The organism is Vogesella lacus (assembly GCF_979366295.1).
Map to the genome: position 1 here is coordinate 16,125 of NZ_CEETQT010000011.1, position 21,465 is coordinate 37,589.

General features: G+C 54.8%; 16 protein-coding genes. 5 read left to right on the top strand and 11 right to left on the bottom strand.

The window, feature by feature from the left end; all coding sequences use genetic code 11:
* The 8 genes from ACZ9W6_RS14480 to ffh form a co-directional block, all read right to left on the bottom strand.
* A complete protein-coding gene (locus ACZ9W6_RS14480) occupies window positions 1-2,322 on the bottom strand; it encodes a hypothetical protein (protein ID WP_465191874.1) in 2,322 nt (773 codons plus the stop codon).
* An 84-nt stretch (window positions 2,323-2,406) separates the two neighbouring features.
* A complete protein-coding gene (locus ACZ9W6_RS14485; RefSeq protein ID WP_465191875.1) occupies window positions 2,407-4,701 on the bottom strand; it encodes a glycosyltransferase family 2 protein in 2,295 nt (764 codons plus the stop codon).
* Window positions 4,698-6,692 carry a glycosyltransferase family 2 protein gene (locus ACZ9W6_RS14490; protein WP_465191876.1) on the bottom strand — a complete coding sequence of 665 codons (1,995 nt, stop codon included), beginning with the start codon at window positions 6,690-6,692 and terminating at the stop codon, window positions 4,698-4,700. The genes ACZ9W6_RS14485 and ACZ9W6_RS14490 overlap by 4 nt, the downstream gene beginning before the upstream one ends.
* Before the next feature lie 90 nt (window positions 6,693-6,782).
* Window positions 6,783-7,829 carry a DUF4214 domain-containing protein gene (locus ACZ9W6_RS14495; protein WP_465191877.1) on the bottom strand — a complete coding sequence of 349 codons (1,047 nt, stop codon included), beginning with the start codon at window positions 7,827-7,829 and terminating at the stop codon, window positions 6,783-6,785.
* Between the two features lie 219 nt (window positions 7,830-8,048).
* Window positions 8,049-9,122 (bottom strand): DUF4214 domain-containing protein, encoded by a 1,074-nt coding sequence (locus ACZ9W6_RS14500; RefSeq protein WP_465191878.1) that lies wholly within the window; start codon window positions 9,120-9,122, stop codon window positions 8,049-8,051.
* Window positions 9,123-9,411: 289 nt separating this feature from the next.
* Window positions 9,412-10,782 carry an adenylosuccinate lyase gene (gene purB / locus ACZ9W6_RS14505; protein ID WP_465191879.1) on the bottom strand — a complete coding sequence of 457 codons (1,371 nt, stop codon included), beginning with the start codon at window positions 10,780-10,782 and terminating at the stop codon, window positions 9,412-9,414.
* Window positions 10,783-10,849: 67 nt separating this feature from the next.
* Window positions 10,850-11,752 (bottom strand): ATP-grasp domain-containing protein, encoded by a 903-nt coding sequence (locus tag ACZ9W6_RS14510; protein WP_465191880.1) that lies wholly within the window; start codon window positions 11,750-11,752, stop codon window positions 10,850-10,852.
* A gap of 63 nt (window positions 11,753-11,815) precedes the next feature.
* Window positions 11,816-13,171 (bottom strand): signal recognition particle protein, encoded by a 1,356-nt coding sequence (ffh, locus tag ACZ9W6_RS14515; protein ID WP_465191881.1) that lies wholly within the window; start codon window positions 13,169-13,171, stop codon window positions 11,816-11,818.
* 105 nt (window positions 13,172-13,276) lie between these two features.
* On the opposite strand from ffh, the gene ACZ9W6_RS14520 reads away from it, so the two are divergent.
* Together ACZ9W6_RS14520 and ACZ9W6_RS14525 are read left to right on the top strand one after the other, a co-directional pair.
* The gene (locus ACZ9W6_RS14520) at window positions 13,277-14,095 is read left to right on the top strand and encodes a cytochrome C assembly family protein (protein ID WP_465191882.1); all 819 of its coding nucleotides are present in this window, start codon (window positions 13,277-13,279) and stop codon (window positions 14,093-14,095) included.
* 60 nt (window positions 14,096-14,155) lie between these two features.
* Complete coding sequence (locus tag ACZ9W6_RS14525) at window positions 14,156-14,473, top strand: ComEA family DNA-binding protein (RefSeq protein ID WP_465191883.1); 318 nt, start codon at window positions 14,156-14,158, stop codon at window positions 14,471-14,473.
* Window positions 14,474-14,536: 63 nt separating this feature from the next.
* Here ACZ9W6_RS14525 and ACZ9W6_RS14530 read toward each other — a convergent pair whose 3' ends face one another.
* Window positions 14,537-15,493, bottom strand: coding sequence for a histone deacetylase family protein (locus tag ACZ9W6_RS14530; protein ID WP_465191884.1), 957 nt, complete (start codon window positions 15,491-15,493; stop codon window positions 14,537-14,539).
* A 77-nt stretch (window positions 15,494-15,570) separates the two neighbouring features.
* Here ACZ9W6_RS14530 and ACZ9W6_RS14535 point away from each other — a divergent pair, with 77 nt between their 5' ends.
* The 3 genes from ACZ9W6_RS14535 to ACZ9W6_RS14545 are packed head-to-tail and all read left to right on the top strand — an operon-like array spanning window position 15,571 to window position 19,358.
* Entirely contained in the window at window positions 15,571-16,479 is a 909-nt protein-coding gene (locus ACZ9W6_RS14535; protein WP_465191885.1) for an AAA family ATPase, read from the top strand.
* A complete protein-coding gene (locus tag ACZ9W6_RS14540; protein ID WP_465191886.1) occupies window positions 16,463-17,398 on the top strand; it encodes a DUF58 domain-containing protein in 936 nt (311 codons plus the stop codon). Before ACZ9W6_RS14535 ends, ACZ9W6_RS14540 begins: the two co-directional genes overlap by 17 nt.
* Window positions 17,391-19,358 carry a transglutaminase TgpA family protein gene (locus tag ACZ9W6_RS14545; protein WP_465191887.1) on the top strand — a complete coding sequence of 656 codons (1,968 nt, stop codon included), beginning with the start codon at window positions 17,391-17,393 and terminating at the stop codon, window positions 19,356-19,358. Before ACZ9W6_RS14540 ends, ACZ9W6_RS14545 begins: the two co-directional genes overlap by 8 nt.
* Window positions 19,359-19,389: 31 nt before the next feature.
* Here the strand turns inward: ACZ9W6_RS14545 and rpoS are convergent, their stop codons facing one another.
* Together rpoS and ACZ9W6_RS14555 are read right to left on the bottom strand one after the other, a co-directional pair.
* Window positions 19,390-20,334: an RNA polymerase sigma factor RpoS gene (rpoS, locus tag ACZ9W6_RS14550; RefSeq protein ID WP_465191888.1), complete on the bottom strand. Its 945-nt coding sequence runs from the start codon at window positions 20,332-20,334 to the stop codon at window positions 19,390-19,392.
* A gap of 48 nt (window positions 20,335-20,382) precedes the next feature.
* Complete coding sequence (locus ACZ9W6_RS14555; RefSeq protein WP_465191889.1) at window positions 20,383-21,462, bottom strand: peptidoglycan DD-metalloendopeptidase family protein; 1,080 nt, start codon at window positions 21,460-21,462, stop codon at window positions 20,383-20,385.
* Between the last annotated feature and the right edge of the window lie 3 nt (window positions 21,463-21,465).

The window sequence follows — 21,465 nt, forward strand, 5'->3', positions numbered from 1 at the left end:
TCAGGCGGTGATTGGTTGGGTATGAACAGGGGCGCACAGGTTCAGAATTTGCAGCATGGTCTGGTGGGTTTGTTGCCACTCGTTCCAGTCCCGGCTGGCTGCTTCACCGAGATGCTCTTGCTGCTGCAAGATATTGTCCAGCTGCATAAATAGTGCTCTCAGGAATTGCTGGTCAGCATGGGATAATTTCTGCCATACATTGATATCCATGGCGTCAGGTGCGGCGAAGCGCAATTCAAGCTTCGGCCCGAACTCATCATGCGACTCGGCAAACCAGCTATTTAGCGGTGTTGTAGTTTCTGCTTTGGGGAATTCGAAGCGTGGGTGTTCGCCAAATACTCCAGGTGTCACGATGGCGCAAGCCAGTCTGAATTCGAAATGCTCGTAATGCTGGCCCTGATAACTGAGATTTTCCAAGCGGAACCACAGATGTTCGTAACCCTGATTGGTTTCTGTGCTCAGAAGTTTGGCCTGGTCATATCGGAGCAAATGGCTGATCTGTTCCATGATCTGCAAGAAGTTCTGCAGGGCGCTACCCAGCTTTTCAGGTGCAGTGCCGACCGGCAAGGTTGGGAGGGCTTGAATGATAAGTTTGGCCAGCACTTTCAGTAGCGCCAGATCGCTTGTTGAAAGCTCTTGCAGAATCTGGGCTCGCAGTTTGATGGATTCCGGGGAGCCAACAGGCACGATAGCCAGCTCATCCAAGGCTGCGGCGCATACTGGCCAGCGAGTCAATGGGCTCCCTACCTCTTCCTTACGGAAAATGAAGCCGGCAATACCGTTCTCGATGGTGGTCGCGAATGTCAGGTTTTCAAAGCTTCGGCCGGCAGCATGCAGTTGCTCCACGGTCCATTGCACTAGGCCATTCTCGTTAAGGTTGGCGGTAATGTGCTGATAGTCGACATAATCGGGTAGCTTGTGTTGTAGGCGTGACCAGCGTTTTTCTGCTTGCTCCAGTTGCAAATGGCTTTCCCGGTATTTCAGGAAATAGTTTTCCAACTCTTCTTGTACCTGATGCAACTGCGCCAGCAGCAGATCGTTTTCTTCCTGTAGTTCTTGATGCTTTGTTTCGTCAACAGTGCTTGCCTTGCTTAGATCAGCTTGGAGTTGCTTGCAGCTTTGCTGGGATTTTTGCAGTTCGGCAAGAGCGGCATCCAGCTGTTTCTGGAGTGCTTTGACTTTCTTACTAGTTTCATCCGCTGCAGTTTTGAGCGTATTAATCTCGTTGTTTCGGCTATCAAGTTGAAGCCTGACCTGATCAAGTTCACTTGTCCTAGTTTTGGCAAGCTGCTGAAATTCTTGTAACTTGATTTCCTGTTGTTGAATTTGCGTCTCGTATTGACGGTTTTTCAGGAACAAATTTTCCAGCTCTTCTTGCACTTGGTGAAGCTGGTTTAGCAAGAGTTCGTTTTCTACTTGCTGGTGATGATATTGATGCTTGAGCGAAGCGGTTTGCTGCAGCTGCTCTTGAATATCAAGCTGCAATGCCGAGAGTGCCTGCTGGTTAAGCTCCAGGCTTTCCTGGCTCTGCTCCTGAAGCTTTCTGGCGTGCTGCAAGTCGTAAGTCTGTTCTGCTTGAAGGGTCAGCAGGCTGCGATAGTGCTCGAGTACCTTCGAAATATCCGAGCAAGTTCCATCAGTAGATGGGAAGGGCAGTCGGCTAGCAATAATTTCTTCCTGCAGTTCATGCAGTGCCGTGAGCTCTTTGCCAAGCTCTCGTGCCAGATAGTGAGGGATTGCATCGTTGTTGGTCACGTGTGGTTGAGCGTATGCGTCAAGCCCTGTATGCCAATCCTGGTTAATCTTGTTAATGAGCAGCTCGGGCATCGCCAGAGCCTCATTCACGTCGACGAGAATACTAAGCCCGGGATTTCGCAGGTGAAAACGCAACATTGCTTGATGGCTTTGATGCCACTCTTGCATGATGCGGTCAATATCGAGTGTCGTTTCTGTGTCCAGAATCGCTTCGGCAATTGCTTGTTCTGGACTGCTGGTGCAGAGAATGAAGCGGATCTCCGGATCGAAACTGGTCCAGAAATCAAGCAGTGACAAACTATGACTGTCAACCCAACCCCACACAGGCTCATCCATATTGGCCATGAAGATGTCTGCGGCCAACTGTTCCCAGAGTTTTCCCAATGATTGGCTACCGATGGGCGATCCAGGCTCTTGTCTGAGGGTAACTTTCTGATGCCATAGTTGCACACTGAGAGTGGCATCGCGCAGCGAGGGCTTGGCCGCCTTTACCCCTGCATGTTTGAGGAGTTCTCCAATTGCTTGGGTTTGTTTCTCTGTGTTGCCGGTTATGCAGAGTATTTTCATCGAATGTTGGCCGGATTGATAAGTAATTGCTATTAATTGGGTGGGGAGTAATTTGCCTAAAATATTAACATGGTAAAAAAAAAATTACATTTGGGACTTTCCCAGTCGTAAGCCTGTAAAGCATGCAGATTGTGGCTCAAGGTTTAATGCTTCGTGGTAGAAAGGATCCTTTGTGAGCACTTTTTGCCACTTCTCCCTGAGGTTTCGAAGCTCATATCTGGCCCTCTGTTGCTTGGCTGGTGAGTCTTCTTTACCACGGCTGGCCGATTCGGCATGCAGCATTGTGCAGTCGGCACACCAGATAATCTTGCGTTCAGCTTTACGCAAACGAAGGCATAGATCTACATCATTGAACGCCACCGGAAATTGCGTTTCGTCAAAACCGCCCATGTTTTCAAACTCAGATTTGCGCATCAGCAGACATGCTGCAGTCACTCCGCTGACCTGGTGGCTGAGTTGGTTACGGTAAAAATAGCCGCTGTCATCTTTGTGTCTATCCATCCCGTAGTGACTAGCCGCCATGCCAACACCCATAACAATGCCACCATGTTGCACCATCTCGTTTGGCCATAACAACTTCGCACCGACTGCGGCGACTCCGGATTGGGAGAGCCATGCCAGCATGTTTGATAGCCAGCCCTGATGCAGTGCCTCGATATCGTTATTGATAAAGCCGATGATGTCGCCGGAAGCATGACTGACTGCGAAATTATTGATGCGCGAGAAGTTGAAAATGCCCGGGTAGTTCAGAACGCGAATACCTTCTTTTTGTACCTCTGCAAAATAGGCCAACGTTTCTTCTTTATCCGAATTGTTATTGACGATAATGATTTCCACATCATCAAGCGGGGTGAACGTCCGAATGCTATCAATGCAGCGTTTCAACAGCCCGAGCTGATCGCGGGTAGGAATAAGCAGGCTGACCTTGCCAGGTTTTACTGGCGAGTGCTGAATGCGGCGCGGCCAGCTATGTTGCTTAGGGTGAGCACTAGGCAATGCTTGTAACAAACTGTCCGGGTTGTTTTGCTGGCAGACGTGCTGAGCTGCGGCCAACCTTGTAGTTTGTTCGTGTTCGGTAAATGGCTGCTGTTGGTGGTAGAGCACCTGAGGCAGGTGCTTGATGGACGACTCACCTTTATTGATAGCCAGCATGCATGCCTGCCATTGCATCTGGGCAAGGCTATTGAAATCCGCAGCATTCATGCCTGTCAGCAGATCAGCGCTGATCAGCATGGGTTCCAGTTGGTAATCTGTCGCGAGTGCATACCAGTAATCCCAATCCTGTTTGAGCCAAGGGTAACGAGCGGAATGGAATTGCGGGTAAGGCTGCGGGATGTCACTGTCAGCGTAAACCAGCAGTGCCCCTTCCTGCAGAGTATCGACAAGGTTGGCCGCAGCATGCGGGTGTAGCGTATCGCCACTGCGCAACAGCAGTAGCGGCGAGTCAGCCTTAAAGTGTGAATACAGTGCGGGCCAGTCGGTCAGCTGATATCCGTCATGCAACACGACGTGGCAGTTTGCGTTGGCTTGCCGACTGATGCTGTCCTGGCTGATGTCAGCCTGAGTCAAGTTGCCATAGATCAGTACATTGATACTGACGGTGGTATTTGGGCGGCAAGGATAATGACCGAACTCGCTGAACCAGTCGTCGTAGTAGCTCATGTGTACACTCTTGGGAAAAAGTGCGTCATAGTGGCTGACAATGTTGCTTAAGCTGGCAGAGCCGCTTTGTCGTGCGAGTTGATGCAGATTTGGTGCTAGGCATATTGATAGGGGGCTGCCATTTAATGACATGCCCTGATCATCGACAACACGGATCGAATGGATCTGGCCATCGGCCAATCGGTAGGGCAGGTTAAGCTGAAAGCCGCTGGCTTGTTCGTGAAAATGCCGGACGGCTGGCAAGAGCTCATTGGCAATGGCAGAGCACAGCAACTCGTCTCCGAGATAAGCATGCACACGGTTTTGTGTTGCCGCTTGGCCTTGACGTTGATACCAACCTACAAGACGTAAGCCGCCATCATGGAATACCAAGTGCTGGGCGATGGATGGAGCTTGTTTAGCGTAGTCTTCTGCCTGGATGTCTATCTGGCTGGCAATGCGGATAGTGGTATTTGCTATTTGAAGGTTGATAAAGCGGTAACCGTACTTCTTGAGTGCGGAGATATCGATACTAAATCCATGGCACTTGTCGCTGGTGGCCAGATGTTCGGGCACTTCCCGATAGTGATTGGCTATGTCGCAGGCGATCACTTCGTCAGCAACGGTTAATTCAATGACGAGTCGTCGCTGGAGCTCGGTCAGATCGATGGCCCAGCCGTAGAGCCTATCCTGGTATAAACCATCAAAGTGGCAGTCGTAATGGGTAGAGTGCGTCATGGGCTTACTGTTTGGAGATTATTTGGATTTATTGCGCTATCGATATGTGCCAGCCAAGTCGTGATGCCAAGATGGGGGGCATAGCGTATGGTCTTGCCCGGAAGGTTGACGCTTCCGCCGCTGCTGATCAATAGACGACAGTCGAGCAGTTGCAGCAGATCTTCTGAGTACATGATTTTGCTGTGGTGCTCGGGGTGTAGAGTGGTCGTGATGCCGGTATTAAGGAAGGCATTGGGGGCATTGCCAAGCAGGACGCAATGAGTTTTGCCTGACTGATTGGCAAGTTGGCGGCAGAGGGCCAGCATATCGTTGAGCATGTCATCGTCGGCGTCTAGCAGATCAATCGCGATGAAGTGCTGGCAGCTGCTTAATGCCGGTATGGCTGGCAATTTCAGTAATTCCGGCTTGTCTTCCTTGGAGGCGCGAGGGAGAGGTCTTCCGAGTCGCGTTTCCAGCAAAGTACTCAGTTCAGCCAGTGGTTTGCTTCCGAGGAAGGTAAAGTAGTGATTGTAATAGTCGGGATAGCGCTGCAGGATCAGCTGCCGATGGCGGGCCACCAGATATTGCTTCTCGTGGCTGAAAGAAGCTCCACCAGCATGGGCGACGTAGACGGCTGTTGCCAGCATGTGGCGATAGCCACGATGACTCCCCCGCAAGCACCAATCAACCTCCTCGCTGTACCCGCGGCGGATGGCTTTACCATCTAGGCCGCCGATCTTGTCTAGCACTTCCCTGCGTATCAACATGCAGAAACCACATACGGCTGGTGCGGAGATGTCCTTACTGGCGCCGGCATCACGCAATTGGCCTAGTTCCTGATTGATCTGGCGGAGCAGCTTCTCATCTGGCATCGGCGCAGCCTTGCCTATTTGAGGAATACTAGAGATTTCTCCGTTGTTGGATAGTGGTGAAACGCTGGCTATATCTGGCGCTTGATTCAGGCTGTCTGATAGACGATCCAGCCAGTTGCCGCTGACTAGCGTATCGGCATTCAGGAGCAGAATATGGCTGCCTGCAGCGGAGAGTGCAATTGCATGGTTCACACTCTCGATAAAGCCACAATTGCTGTCGTGATTGATGATGCGAACCCGTGACTGGGCTTGCTTGCTCAAGAGCTTTCGTAAGTTCTTACCATCAGCAGAGTCATTGATGACCATGACTTCCGCTTGGCAAACGTTGGCCGCAAGGCTTTTGCAAACTGATTCTATGCAGGCTGCAGTCAGTTCGAAACTTTTGTAGACCGGAATAACAATACTGATCTGGCAGTGCGGATTGGTTGAGCGATGGGGCAAGGGGGCGATCGGCTGATGCAGATTGTCGTAGTTGGCGACGGGCGATCCAATCAATGGTTCGCGAGTATCGGCAAAACTGATTTCCCATATGCCGGGCTTGTCGGTTAGCGGTAGTTCAAACGGCTGGTTGTAGCATGCACTTTGCGCATTGTGCGTTTCACCATTGTGGCAATTCTTTAATGTGAGCACATATGGCGCGTTAGTCTCGCGAGCCATGATTGTTATATGAGTTTTACCATTTTGTTGGCGGCAAACTCCTACTCTTTTGTCAGTGTGTCGCAGCAAGTATTGGCCAAGCGCCAGTTGTTCTTCTTTGCTGTCGCTGTCAGGCAGAAACATCCTGGTGTAGTACGCAAGCTCGGTGAGCTTCTTTGCTTGCTGGAGTGAGTTCAGCAGTGCGATCTGGATGTGTTTGTCTTGTGGATACTTTCGCCAAATAGTCAGCCAGATCGAGGATTCAAGAGTCGGAAAAATCTTTATCAAGATGGTTGCCAGCAACATAAATGGCAGTGGGGAATGTCCTAGCTGTTGACATTGTCGACTGGCGATCAGCAATGCATCTGCCAAATCTCCTTGCTGAAGCATTTGTATTGCTAGTTGCAAGTCTTGATCTGATGTATTGGGCTTGTTGTAAAGAGTGATGAACGACATCAGCAATGTTGAGTTTGATTTTGATTGCGTGATTGTATTGATAGTCATACTGCATTGGCAATTCTAGGGCAAACAATATAAAAGAGGAGCCTTGGGGGCTCCTCTTTAAAGGTACTGCAGAGTTGGTTGATTATGATATTAGATTATGCCTGTTACGATTGTAACGTTGCCCACAACCTGAGCCTCTGTCTGTACTGTTCCTGCAAAGTTGTCTGCACCAACTTGTGCAAAAGCAACGATCAGATCTGCTCTGCTGGCACCATTTGATAGTGCATCTGCCCAGTAGGCCAAACCGCCAGCCTCACCATCGCGATTGAATGTGTTGTGATAGAGAGAATTGATAAACTCGGTATCACTGAGTTTTCCCATGCCATTGGCAAACTCTGCCGAGTTCACAAAGGCATTGGCAATCTGTTTCAGTGATGCCCCGGCCCGTCCGACATCGAACCAGTAGTCCAGCCCGCCCGCCTCCGATGTTCTTCCCAAAGCCGTCTGATATAGGGTGGTGATGGCAGCTTCAACCGAGTCTTTGGCAAACACTAGGGCGTTACCATTATCAAGTTGTACATACTGGATCTTGCTTATGTCGGTAACCTTGCTTGTCGTCTTGTCGGTCACAACAGCATGACCATTGTTGACAGATACCGTGTAGTTGGTCGCACTGCCGCCAAGTTGGACGACAGCATAGTTGCCCGCACCACCAGTAATTGTAGAGTTCCCCAGACCTGCTTGAACTGTGTCTACCCCAAGACCGGTCGTGACGGTGGAATCACCGGTGCCAAGAATGATCTGGGTATTTCGCGCATCAGCAACGACGATCTTGTCACCACCTGCAGAACCAACCACAACACGGTCAACGCTTGTGTACTGGCCTGAGCTAGGTGTTGTAACGCCATCGTTTAGGGTAGCAATAACACCGCCTTTGCCTTGGAATATGACTACAGGGGCATTCTTTGGTGGGGTAACCGTGGTAACTGAAGTGTCATTGGTTGTAATCATGACTACTTCGGCGCCTGCTGCAACCGTAACATTGCCGTTACTGTCAGGTGTTACCTGGTCAAAGCGGACGGTACTATTGTCTTTGGTTGTTAGACTCAGGATCCTACTGATGGTGTCGTCAGTGAATACTTGTGTATTCCCAGCTTGCAAGGCAGTGGTTACCTCAGATTGATCGCTCTCATACATGCTTTAGCTCCTGCGGGTATGACAATAAACTCGGCAAAGTCGTGCTCTCTGCCAGGATAAGGATTTGCATGATCCGAGTATTACAATAGTTCTGTTATGAGATTTTTGTATATATGTTTTTGTATTGCACCATGGGGGGGAAGTAATTTGGTGGATGCTGTAAATAAAAAAAGAGGCGCATACGCGCCTCTTTAGTTTTAACAGCCAGTGATTGCGCTATTAAATGATGCCACTTACCACGTGAACGCTACCGGTGATGGTGACTTCGCTATCACTGGTGCCAGCAATGTTCTGACCAGCAATGTAGCTGAATGCAGCAATAACGTCGGCACGGTTAGTACCAGCCGCCAGCGCATCGCCCCAGTACTTCAGACCAGCATCGTCTGCAGCGCGCGAGAAGATGTTTTGGTACAGGCCACTCAGGAAGTCGGTATCGCTGAGCTTGCCTGCGCCATCATTGAACTCGGCAGAGTTCACGAAGGCCTTGGCCAGGGTACCGTAGTCGGCGCCATCTTTAACCAGATCCAGCCAGTAGTCCAGGCCCGAAGCATCTGCATCACGGCCAAAGGTCGCACGATACAGAGAGGCAACTGCAGCCTCGGTAGAGTCTTTCGCGAATACCATTGCCTGGTTGTTATCAAGTTGAACAAACTGGATCTTGCTGATTTCAGTTGTCTTGCCGGTAGTGGTGTTGGTGATTACCACACTGGTATCGGCCGTGGTGGAGGCAGTACCAGTTGGTTTGTTGGCAACGTTAAAGTTGGATGCTGCGCCGCCAGTCAGTTTGACAACAACCAGATCACCAGAGCCACCGCTGATGGTTGCATTGCCAAGACCTGCTTCGATAGTGGCATTGCCGGCGCCGGTTTCAACAGTGGAGTTGCCCGAACCCAGTACGATATCGACAGCCACTGCAGTGGAGCTGCCTACAACGATCTTGTCATTGCCAGCAGAGCCAACAATTACCAGCGGACCATTGGTTGGAGCTGCATCAGAGATGACAACGTTTGCACCGGTGCTACCACTGCCTGCTTGCAGAATAACGGCTTGAGTGCTGCCAGTTTTAACTTCAACAGGACCGCTTACGCTGCTGCTGGTAGTTACGAAGGCGACCTCAGTACCTGTGCCGAGAGTGACAGTGTTGCTGCTCACGGTAGATTGTTCGAAGTTGACCTTGCTGTCGCCAGTGCCGGTAACCAGATTAAGGATCTGGCTAACGGTATTGGTATTGAGGGCGGCAGAGCCGCTATTGGTCAGCGCGTCTTTGGCCGCGCTTTGATCGGATTCGTACATTTAGTTACTCCAGTACATTGTTCAAGAGGATTGCCTGCTTGCAGGCAAGGGGGCATGTGGAAGCTGAATACTGAGATGTCCAAATTCAAGCAACGGGTTTACTCAAATTGGATTTTAATACGCGTGATGATATCTGGAATTCCCATTCGGGTAAAACAGCTTTTACCTCGAGCTGAGAAGAATGATGGTTTTTTGCAAAACTGATGTTGTGGTGCGAGTCTTGCAGGAGAGCTCGTACGGCCTATCAAGGCGGGGCAACAGTAGAGGGTGTTGCCCCGCTGTAAGCCGCTTAAATACGGCGAGCCAGTTCTTCTGCCTTGCCGACGTAACCGGCCGGGGTCAGTTCCAGCAGGCGGGCTTTTTCGGCTTCCGGAATTTCCAGGCCCTTGATGAAGGCGGCCAGGGTTTCGCGGGTGATGCCGTCTTTACCACGAGTCAGCTCTTTCAGTTGCTCGTACGGGTTAGGCACGCCGTAGCGACGCATAACGGTCTGGATAGGCTCGGCCAGCAACTCCCAGGTAGCGTCGAGGTCTGCGGCCAACATGGCCGGGTTGATTTCCAGCTTGTTCAGGCCTTTCATCAATGCCTTGAAGCCCAGCAGGGTGTAGCCGAAACCGACGCCCATATTGCGCAGGACGGTGGAGTCGGTCAGGTCACGCTGCCAGCGGGATAGCGGCAGTTTTTCAGCAAGATGCGACAGGATGGCGTTGGCCAGCCCCAGGTTGCCTTCGGAGTTTTCGAAGTCGATCGGGTTGACCTTATGCGGCATGGTCGAGCTGCCGACTTCGTCTTTCTTGACCTTCTGCTTGAAGTAGCCCAGCGAGATGTAACCCCAGATATCGCGGTCCAGATCCACCAGAATGGTGTTGATGCGGCCAACCTGCTGGTACAGCTCGGCCATGTAGTCATGCGGCTCGATCTGGATGGTGTACGGGTTGAAAGTCAGGCCGAGGCTGCTGACAAAACGGCCAGCCAGGCTTTCCCAGTCGATATCCGGATAGGCCACGATGTGGGCGTTGTAGTTGCCGACCGCGCCGTTGATCTTGCCCAGCAGCTCCTGCTTGACCAGTTGTTCGCGCTGGCGTTTCAGGCGGTAAACCACGTTAGCCAGTTCTTTGCCCATGGTGGACGGGGTGGCTGGCTGGCCGTGGGTGCGGCACATCATTGGCATGGCGGCCAGATCGTGCGCCATGGTCGACAGTTTGGTGATGACTTCGTCCAGCGCCGGCAGGATGACGGTATTGCGGGCCGTCTTCAGCATCAGCGCGTGGCTGAGGTTGTTGATGTCTTCGGAGGTGCAGGCGAAGTGGATGAACTCGCTGGCGGCGACGACTTCCGGATTGTCGCACAGACGCTCTTTCAGCCAGTATTCGATGGCCTTCACGTCGTGATTGGTGCGCGCCTCGATGGCCTTCACTTCTTCGCCATGCTGGACCGAGAAGCCGTTGATTACGTCGTCGATTTCACGGATGGTGGCTTCGGAGAAAGGTTTGACTTCTTCGATGCCAGGTTCTGCGGCCAGCATCTTCAGCCATTCCAGCTCGACCTTGATACGCGCCTTCATCAAACCGTACTCGGAGAAAATCGCGCGCAGCGGTTCAGCCTGGCCTGCATAGCGGCCATCAAGCGGGGACAGGGCGGTCAGCGTAGTCAGATTCATCACTCAGTGCTTTCAGGTTCTGGCCAGCGGGGCTGGCCGGTTGCTTCAAAAGGAAATCGGTGCAGGCTCAGGCCTGCTGCAGGCGACGGGCAAGGCCGGCTGCCAGGACATCGGCTGCCGGCGGATGGAAGCGGAAGAATAGCTCGGGTTCTATCATTTCCAGTTCCATCACGGCCAGTTGGCCATCGTTGTCGCGGATCAGGTCGACGCGTGCGTACAGTACGTCAAACGGCACGGCGGCGACGGCGGCTTCGGTAAACAGGATTTCGTCTGCGCTGGCTTCGTAGCGGTGTACGGTGCCGCCGTGGTCATCCTGTACGCGGAAGTCACCCTGGCGCGCGGTCTTGCGAATGGCGTGGGTATATTGTCCGTCAATAATCATCAGCGAAAGTTCGCCCTGATCCAGAATTGCCTGCTGGAAGGGCTGCAGCATCATCGCTTCGCGTTCGATCAGCTCGCCGAATACGCATTCGTGTTGTGTGCTGTCAGTCGCGTGGAAGCGGTAGGTGTGGCGGGCGGCGCCGGAGATCACCGGCTTCAGGATGACTTCATCCCAGCCGCTGTCATTGACCACGTGAGCCAGTGAGCGGGCATCGCCACGCTCTATATAGCGTGTCGGCACGATATTGATGCCCAGCTCGGCCAGACGTCCCAGATAGTGCTTGTCGAGGTTCCAGTAGATCAGCCCAGCTTCATTGAACAGTCGCGTTTCAGCGCTGGTCTTGTCCAGCCATGGCGAGAACTCGCTGAAGCGGTGAAAGTAGTCCCAAGTGGTGCGGAAAACGGCGCTGCGCGTTTGCTGCCAGTTCATGGTGCTATCGCACCAGGCTTTGCGGCCAACCTTGAGGCCCTGTTTTTCGAGGGCGCTTTGCAGCAGGCCATCTTCGTGGTGAACCTGGCGGCTATACCAGTCGCTGTCGTCGAGCGCCAACAGCTGGCGATCGGTAAGAATGACTACGTCGAGATCCATGGCTTGCATTCTGTCGCTGAAAAAAAGAAAACGGGCGTGCCATCCGGCAGCGCCCGCTTGCGATTACATTCCCGGCATCATGCCCTTCAGGCCACGCATCATTTTCATGATGCCGCCCTTGGACGAGAACTGCTTCATCATCTTTTGCGTCTGTTCGAACTGTTTGAGCAGCTTGTTGACTTCCTGAACATTGACACCGGAGCCGGCGGCGATACGACGCTTGCGGCTGGCCTTGATCAGCTCGGGCTTGCGGCGTTCTGCCGGTGTCATCGAGTTGATGATGCCTTCGATGCGGTTCATTGCCTTTTCGGCTTCGGCACCTTGCACGCCCTTGGCCAGCTGGCCGATTTCGCCCGGCATTTTTTCGAGCAGATTGCTCATGCCGCCCATCTTTTTCATCTGCTGCATCTGCGACTTGAAGTCTTCCAGGTCAAAGCCTTTGCCCGATTTGAGCTTCTTGGCCATTTCCTGCGCTTCTTTTTCGTTGATGCCTTTCTGGACATCTTCGATCAGCGACAGCACGTCACCCATGCCGAGAATCCGGCTGGCCAGACGATCAGGGTGGAAGGGCTCGAGGCCGGTCAGCTTTTCGCCGACACCGATAAACTTGATCGGTTTGCCGGTAATGTGACGTACCGATAGCGCGGCACCACCACGCGAGTCACCGTCCATCTTGGTGAGGATGACACCGGTCAGTGGCAGGGTCTCGTTAAAGGCCTTGGCGGTATTGACGGCATCCTGACCCTGCATTGCATCGACGACGAACAGGGTTTCCACCGGATTGAGCAGACCGTGCAGCGCCTTGATCTCGGCCATCATCGCTTCGTCGATGGCCAGACGGCCGGCGGTATCGACCATCAGCACGTCAAACATATGGCGTTTGGCGTGGCTGACGGCGGCGGAAGCAATGTCCAGCGGCTTCTGATCCGGGCTGGACGGGAAGAATTCGACATCAACCTGTGCGGCCAACGTTTTGAGCTGTTCGATCGCGGCCGGGCGGTACACGTCGGCGGAGACCACCAGAATCTTTTTCTTCTGGGTTTCTTTCAGCAGCTTGGCCAGTTTGCCGACGGTGGTGGTTTTACCGGCACCTTGCAGGCCGGCCATCAGTACGATGGCTGGCGGTACCGCAGCCAGATTGAGGGCGTCGTTTTTGTCGCCCATCAGCTTGACCAGCTCTTCGTTGACAATGCCGATCAGGGCCTGGCCCGGTGTCAGGCTGCCCATGACCTCTTGGCCAAGCGCGCGTTCCTTGACCTGGGCAATAAAGGTCTTGACCACAGGCAGGGCCACGTCGGCCTCCAGCAGGGCCAGCCTAACCTCGCGCAGGGCGTCCTGGATATTGCTTTCGCTAATACGGGCCTGACCGCGGATGGTCTTCAGCGCGCTGCTCAGGCGGGATGTCAGATTGTCAAGCATGCAGTGTCCTTCGTGTCTGCCAAGCAGGGGCTGCTTTGGTGTAGACTTCTTTAATCGTCCATTTTAACACGAGCCGACAACGGTTCGCAGATTCCCGACATGTCCATGAGCGGATTAGTGTTTATCGTCGTTGTGTTGCTGACTTTTGGTTACGGTGGCTTGTCCTGGCATTTCCTCGGACATTGGCGCGGCCATGCGCTGTGGCCTCGCAAGGCCGGGCGCGAGCACCTGTTGCTGGGGTCTTTGTTGCTGATGCATCTGTTTGTGCTGGCAATACCGGTAGTCAGCACCGGCCTCGTGAGTATCGGGTTGGGAACCGCCGTGTCCTTGCTGTCGTGGATGATGCTGCTGGTGTACTGGACCGGCAGCTATTACGCGAGGCTGGAAGGCTTGCAGACTTTTCTCGTGCCGGTGGCTCTGATCGGCGTGTTGCTGGCCGAGGTCTTGCCGGTGCCGCACGCGGCTTATCAGGTCGACAATCTCGCCTTCATGCTGCATATCGTGATTTCTTTGCTGGCTTACAGCCTGTTTGCGATTGGTGCCCTGATCGCCATTCTGATGCTGTTGCAGGAGAGGGCGCTGCACGAGCGCAAGCCTGGTCGCCTGACCCGCCAGCTGCCGCCCTTGATGGTGATGGAAAACATGATGTTCCAGACCTTGGGTACCGGTTTCCTGTTGCTGACCGCGAGTCTCGCCAGTGGTGTGCTGTTCTCGGAAGAGTTGTTCGGCAAAGTCGCTGCCATGAATCACAAGACGGTCTTCGCCTTTACCTCGTGGCTGGTGTTTGGCGCGCTGCTGGTTGGCCGCAAATATCGTGGCTGGCGTGGCCGTCTGGCGATACGCTGGACGCTGAGTGGTTTTGCCTTGCTGCTGCTGGCTTACATTGGCACCAAGATTGTCATGCAATTTATTTTGCACATATGACATTTGTTTACGATATTGATGTTACCCGCCTTCAACATTCAACCAAGGGTCATCACTATCATGAAGAAACTGCTTGCTCTGCTTTTGACTGCCTGCCTCAGCTCGACAGCCTTTGCCGCGATTAATCTCAATACCGCGACGCCTCAGCAACTGGAAGAGGTGAAGGGGTTAGGACCGGTGAAGGCCAAGGCCATTGTGGATTACCGTAGCAAGAATGGCGCGTTCAAGACTTATGCAGATCTGGAGAAGGTGCCAGGCATCGGCCCGAAATTGCTGGAGAAGCTCAAAGGCGAGCTGGTGCTGACTGGTGCTGCCGCACAGGCGAAACCGGCAGCAGCCAAGCCGGCGGTGCCTGTCACTACGCCGGTGAAAAAGTAAGCGTAGCAAGTGCAGAAATAAAAAAGGGGCGTTTCGCCCCTTTTTTATTTCTGTCTGGAAGACTCAGCCTTCGGATAGCACCTTGATATGCGCGGTAACGCTGCGGGCGAGTGCCGACAAGTCGTAGCCGCCCTCAAGCACCGAGACGATCCGTCCTTCACAGTGCTTTGCGGCCACCTGCAACAATTGTCGGGTAACCCATTCGTAGTCGGCTTCGGTCAGTGCCATCGAGGCCATATCATCCTCACGATGGGCATCAAAACCGGCCGAGATAAAGATCATCTCCGGCTTGAATTCTTCCAGCTGTGGCAGCCATAGATACTCGACTGCCTCGCGGAATTCCTTGCTGCCGCTGCCGGCTTTCATCGTGACGTGATGCATGTTCGGCCCCATCGGCGTATCGCCACAGTAGGGGAAGAACGGGTGCTGGAACATCGACACCATCATCACGCGCGGGTCGTCATGAAAGATTTCTTCGGTGCCATTGCCGTGGTGCACATCAAAATCAATGATGGCGACGCGCTCGAATTTGTAGGTGGATAGTGCGTGGGCGATGCCGACGGCGATATTGTTGAAGAAGCAGAAGCCCATCGAGCGGGCACTTTCGGCATGGTGGCCGGGTGGCCGAACCGAGCAGAAGGCATTCGGCGCTTCCTTGCCACAAACCATATCGACAGCCTTGATTACCGCACCGGCAGCGCGTTTGGCTGCCTGTAGCGTGCCCGGACACATGGCGGTATCCGGGTCGACACGGAAGGTGCCGACCGAGGGAGAGCACGCCTCGATATATTCAACGTAATGTGGCGGATGCACTCTGGCAAGTTGCTGCTCGCTGACCAGCGGAGCATCGACCTCTTGCAGACTGTCGAACAATTGTGCAGCCATCAGCTGGTCGCGAATGGCAACCAGACGCTCGGGACATTCCGGATGGCCGGGGCCCATATTGTGTTGCAGGCATTCGCTGTGAGTCACAAATGCCGTCATGCCACCGCCGAGGTGGGATTTAAGCCAGGTAAGCACGCCACGTTCCTTATTGCTTTGTGTTGGCAAAAGGGATATATGAAATCCTGTTAGAGTGTGCAGGCTTGGTCATCCAAATGCAATCCATCTCATTTGCTTATCATCAACTGAATGCCACGATCTTGGGAAAGTCTGCCCAGGTCAGGCTGTCGCTGTGCTGTCTGTTGGCCGGCGGACACTTGCTGCTGGAGGATGTTCCGGGTGTCGGCAAGACTACGCTTGCGCACGCGCTAGCCGGTGTGCTGGGGCTGGATTACCACCGTGTGCAGTTCACCAGCGATATGCTGCCGGCTGATCTGCTGGGTGTGAGCATCTTCCGGCCGGATCAGGCCCGTTTCGAATTCCAGCAAGGGCCGGTGTTTTCCCAGCTTTTACTGGCTGATGAAATCAATCGTGCCTCGCCAAAGGTCCAGTCCGCGCTGCTGGAGGCGATGGAAGAGCATCAAGTGTCGCTGGATGGCCATACTCATGCCCTGCCAGCGCCTTTCATGGTGATTGCGACCCAGAATCCCGAGCATCAGCTGGGCACTTTCCCCTTGCCCGAATCGCAGCTTGACCGTTTCATGATGCGCATTTCGCTGGGCTACCCCAGTTCGGATGCCGAAAAGGCACTATTGCTGGCGGGTGATCGTCGCCAGTTTATCCGCCAGCTGACGCCGGCAATGACGGCAGCGGACTTTATTGCCATGCAGCAGGCGGTTGCCGCCATCAAGATCAGCCCGGCCATTGCGGAATACATGCTGACCTTGCTGCAGGCCACCCGCAAGCCCGAGCTGTTTGTGCATGGCCTGAGTCCGCGTGCCGGCCTAGCTGTCTTGTCGGCGGCCCGGGCCTGGGCGATGCTGGACAAGCGTGACTACGTGCTGCCAGATGATATCAAGGCAGTGTTTGTCGCCGTCGCCGCCCACCGCTTGCAAGCCCGCCTGCCGGGCGAGCGCAGTCAGCATTTGCTGGAAAGAATCCTGCAGTATGTCAGCGTGGCGTAAACGTTTGCGCAGCTGGATGCTGCGCCGCTTGCCCTTACAGCGTTCGCTACAGCTGAACCATCAGCGTATTTATCTGCTGCCCACCCGTATGGGCTGGATGTTGCTGCTGGTGTCGGCCGCGGTATGGCTAGGGGCGCTGAATTACGCAGTCAGCCTGGCTTACGCCCTGTCATTTTGGCTCGTCAGTCTGTTGCTGCTGTCGGTGGGTATGGCTTTTCGTCAGTTGCTTGGGGTGAAGGTGGCCGTGATGGCCGAGCAGGATGCCTTGGCCGGCCATGAGGTGAGCTTTACCTTGGATCTCGGCTGGGCCAGCGCCGAGCCGCGGCGGCTGATTCTGCAATATGGTGATGAGCTGCTGCCTGTCCCGACTGCCGGTGGCGAATTGATCCTGAATGTCGCCAGCCGGCAGCGCGGCATCTGCAGTCTGCCGGCTTTGCAGTTGTATTCCGAAGCCCCTTTGGGCTTGATCCGCGCTTTTGCCTATCTGCGTTTGCAGGGGCAGGCTTATGTTTATCCCGAACCGATCGAGGATGCGTTCCTTGGCCAGGATCCGACATCGCAAGGCGAGCAACAACAATTGAGCGGGCAGGATACGGTTTCGCATCTGGGCACATGGCAAGCCGATATGGGTTTGCGTCGCATCGCCTGGAAGCACTATGCCAAGCGTGGCGAGCTGCTGGCGCGCCATCTGCAAGGCGAGATGGCTGGGGCCAGTCAATCGCTGATCGCCTGGGATGCGTATCCTGCACATATGAACGCAGAGCAGCGGCTGTCGCGCATGTGCTGGCAGCTGCTGGCTGCCATGCGAAGCCATCGTGAAGTCTGCCTGCGCCTGCCTGGCCGCGAGCAAAGGTTGGCCGCAAGCGAGATACGGCGTGGCTTGCGCCTGCTGGCGACATTCGGAGGGCATCATGCCTGAAGAGTTGCGTCGGGCCTGTTTTGCCGTACTGGCCAGCCTGTTGCTGGTGGCCATGCCATTGTTCCTGCATTTGCCGCCGTGGGTGCCGCTGTTGCTGGCGGCGATGCTGGGTGGACGTGCCTGGCTGTTATGGCGGCACAAGCAGCTGCCGGCGCGGATCTGGCTGCTGTTTGCGCTGATCGGGCCGGTACTGTTGTTGTGGCAGAACTTTCGCACCCTGGTTGGCCGCGAGGGCGGGGTGGCGCTGTTGCTGGTGCTGGTCGGCATCAAGGCTTTCGAAACCAATAGCGTCAGGGATTGGCGGGTGCTGCTGGCGCTGGGTTTCTTTCTGGCCGCCATGCCTTTGCTGTTTGATCAGGGCGTGTTGTCGGCGCTGTGGATGATGATTTCCTTGCTGGCGCTGACCTGGTGCCTGATCTTGCTGTCCGGCGGCTGGCTGGGCGGCAGCGTGCGCGAGGCGGCGCGTTGCTTGCTGTATACCGCGCCCTTGATGGTTGTACTGTTTGTGGCGATGCCGCGCTTGCCCGGGCCGCTGTGGCAGATGCCGACTGCCGACAAGCGGGCAACGACAGGTCTGGCCGAGCAAATGTCGCCAGGCAGCATCAGCGAAATGATACGGTCGCGCGAGCCGGCTTTCACTGCGCAGTTTCCACAAGGCAATCCACAGCGCGAACAGCTGTATTGGCGCGTGATGGTGTTTGATGCCTACGACGGTGAGCAATGGCGTGCCTCTGGCTTGCCAGAGCCGGAGGCAGGCAATGCGTCGGGCAAGCGTGTGCCATTTACCGTGATCGCCGAACCATTCAAGGGGCGTTTGCCGGCACTTGAGTATGCGGTTGCTGCGGATGGTGAAGTTCAGCTCCGGAGCAGTGGTTTATTGATGCGGCAGGATGCGGCCAACGTTGGCCGCATGGGCTTTACCGCCTACAGTAGTCTTTCTGCGACTGCACTGGCCAGCCTGTCGCCGCCATATCAGCAGCGCTATTTGCAACTGCCGCCGGGTAATGAACAGACGCGGCGCGAGGCTGCTCGCATGCAGGCCCGCTTTTCTGCTGACAGCGAACGCTTACAGGCGCTGAAAAGCTGGTTTGGCCAGCAGCGTTTGCAATACAGCCTGACGCCACCTGTTTTGGCAGGCGAGATGGTAGACGGCTTTTTGTATGGCAGCCGGCAAGGCTTCTGCGAGCATTTTGCCGGCGCTTTCGTGTTCATGGCACGTGCGGCGGGCTTGCCCGCGCGGGTGGTGGTCGGTTTTCAGGGCGGCGAGTTTAATCCGGGCGGCAATTTCTGGCAGGTACGTTCATCAGATGCGCATGCCTGGGCCGAAGTCTGGCTGGCGTCACGGCAAAGCTGGCAGCGGGTCGATCCGACTGCGTTGGCTGTGCCAGCCAGATTGACGCAGGGGATCGAGCAAGTTGTGCCGGAAAGTGCGGCACAAATGCCCCTGCTGGGTGGCCGTCCACCGGGTTGGTGGCAGGGGGTGCAACAGAACTGGCAGCAGCTGGGCTTTGCCTGGCAACGTTGGGTGGTCAATTACGATGCTGCACGTCAACAATCGCTCTGGCAGCGTTTGGGGTTGGGGCAGGATGTAGCACTCAATGCCGTCGTAACCTTGCTGTCCGGGGCTTTGTTGATATTGCTGGCGTGGTTTGCTGCTTATGCATGGCGTCGCAGGCACGGTGCAAGAGGCAGCTGGCGCGAGCGTGGCTGGCTGTTGCTGTTGCAGCGTTTGCGTCTGGCTGGTATGGAGTTTGATGGTTCTGCGACGGCGCAAGAGCTTGGCAATCAGCTGGCTGCGTGGCCAGACAGGGAGCGCGAGCAGGTTTCACGATTGTTGCAAGACTGGACGCGGTGGCGTTATCAGCAGGCTTTGGCGGACGATGATTTGCGCTGGCGTGATTGGTATCGCGAGGTGCGCCGGCTGAAGCTTGGCAAGCTGCCAAAAAACAAACCCGCCTGATGGCGGGTTTGTTTTGATTGTGCGTCGATTGTTAGAGCAGGAAGTCCTTGGAGATACCTTTGCGGCGCAGAATGCGGCGCAGATGCTCGAGGGCTTCGATCTGGATCTGGCGCACCCGTTCGCGTGTCAGGCTCAGGGTTGCGGCCAACTCTTCCAGCGTGCAGATCTCGTGATTATTCAAGCCATAACGACGCTCGATCACCATGCGTTGCTTGTCAGTCAGCTGTGACAGCCAGTCCTGCACGAAGTGTTCGATCTGGGTGTTATGCAGCTGCAAATCAGGCTCTTCGTGCTGGTCATCCGGAATCGACTCTCCGATGGACAGCATCGGGTCAATATCCAAGGGCGCATCCAGTGAAGCCATACGCTCGTTGAGATTCAGGACACGGCGTACTTCATCAACCGGCTTGTCAACCAGGTGGGCAACTTCTTCCAGCGTCGGCTCGCGACCTATCTGGCTTTCCAGATGGCGGAAAGCGCGCAGATAGATGTTGAGCTCCTTGATGACATGTACCGGCAGGCGGATCGTGCGCGACTGGTTCATGATAGCGCGCTCGACGCTTTGGCGTATCCACCAGGTGGCATAGGTCGAGAAGCGGAAGCCGCGTTCTGGGTCGAATTTTTCCAGCGCATGCATCAGACCGATATTGCCTTCCTCGATCAGATCAAGCAGGGCAAGGCCACGGTTGATGTAATGTTTGGCAATGTTCACGACCAGTCGCAGATTGTGCTCGATCATTTTCTGGCGTGCGGCGAAGTCGCCTTGCGTCACGCGGCGAGCCAAGGCCAGCTCTTCGGCTGGCGTCAGCAGGGCGTTGTTACCGATATCATTCAGATAAATCTGGGTGACATCGGTCACTTCGCTTACCGTTGCATTGATCGTGCTTTCTTCTGGTTCAGCATCTTCCCGGGCTTCTGCTTCCTGCTCGGTTTCCTCTTCGAGTACTTCTTCGAGTAGTTCCAGATCATCATTCATGACGCAATCCCCCTGTTGACGATTGGCCCGGTACAGTTCGACGCTGTTTTAGGGCCTGTTACCCAGGTACTTGGCCGGATCAACCGGCTTGCCCAGTTCCCGTATTTCGAAGTGCAGCTTCACCTGATCGGCGTCGCTATCCCCCATTTCGGCAATTTTCTGACCTTTCTTTACTGCCTGGCCCTCTTTGACCATTAGCGCGCTGTTGTGGGCATAGGCCGAGAGGAAAGTCTTGTCGTGGCGAATAATCACGAGCTTGCCATAACCGCGCAGGCCGCTGCCGCTGTAGACCACCTTGCCACCGTTGGCCGCAAGTACAGCTTGCCCCATCTTGCCGGCGATATTGATGCCTTTGTTCTGCTCCGAGAAGCCACGTACCACCTTGCCTTCGGTTGGCCATGTCCAGTCACCACTTGTCGCTGCGACGGGAGGCTCGCCACTACTTTTGGCTGGTGGCGCGCTATCAGTTGTTTTGGTTTCAGTTTTTCCTGCCTGTGGTGCAGGAGTATTGCCTGGAGCCGGTGTGGGTTTGGCGACCGGTGGCGTCGGTGTCGTGACGGCGGCAACAGCAGGAGGAGGGCTGACGGCTTTGCCACCTTCTGCCTGCACTGGCAGCTGCTTGACTGCCGCTTCACTGAACGGCACTTTCAAGCCTTTGGGAAACTGTTTGTTGTTGCCGGTTACGACGACTGGTGGCGTCGTTGCAGTTTCAACCGGTTTGCTGACGGTCGCTGCTACTGTCTGAGATGAGGTGGCAGGCGGTGTCAGCCGTAAAACTTGTCCAACCTTGATGTTGAAGCCGTCAAGATTGTTCCATTGTGCAAGTTCCTGATATTTCAGGCCATTATTTACGGCAATCCGGTAGAGCGTTTCACCGGCATTGACCGTGTGCGTACCGTTACTGCTTCTGACGCCATTGCTGACAGGCGCATTGCCAAGGTTGGCCGCTTGCGTCTGTACTTCCGTAGGTGACTTGGGCAGTACGATATTGCTGCTGGCAGCTCTGGACTGGCGTCCTTCTTCAACTGGCGCCATCTTGTCTGTCGGCTGAAGTCCGCCTGTTGCGCAGGCTGTCAGCAGCAGGCTGGCCGGTAATAAGGTTAGCAGTTGATTTCGATAGTTCAGCATTGC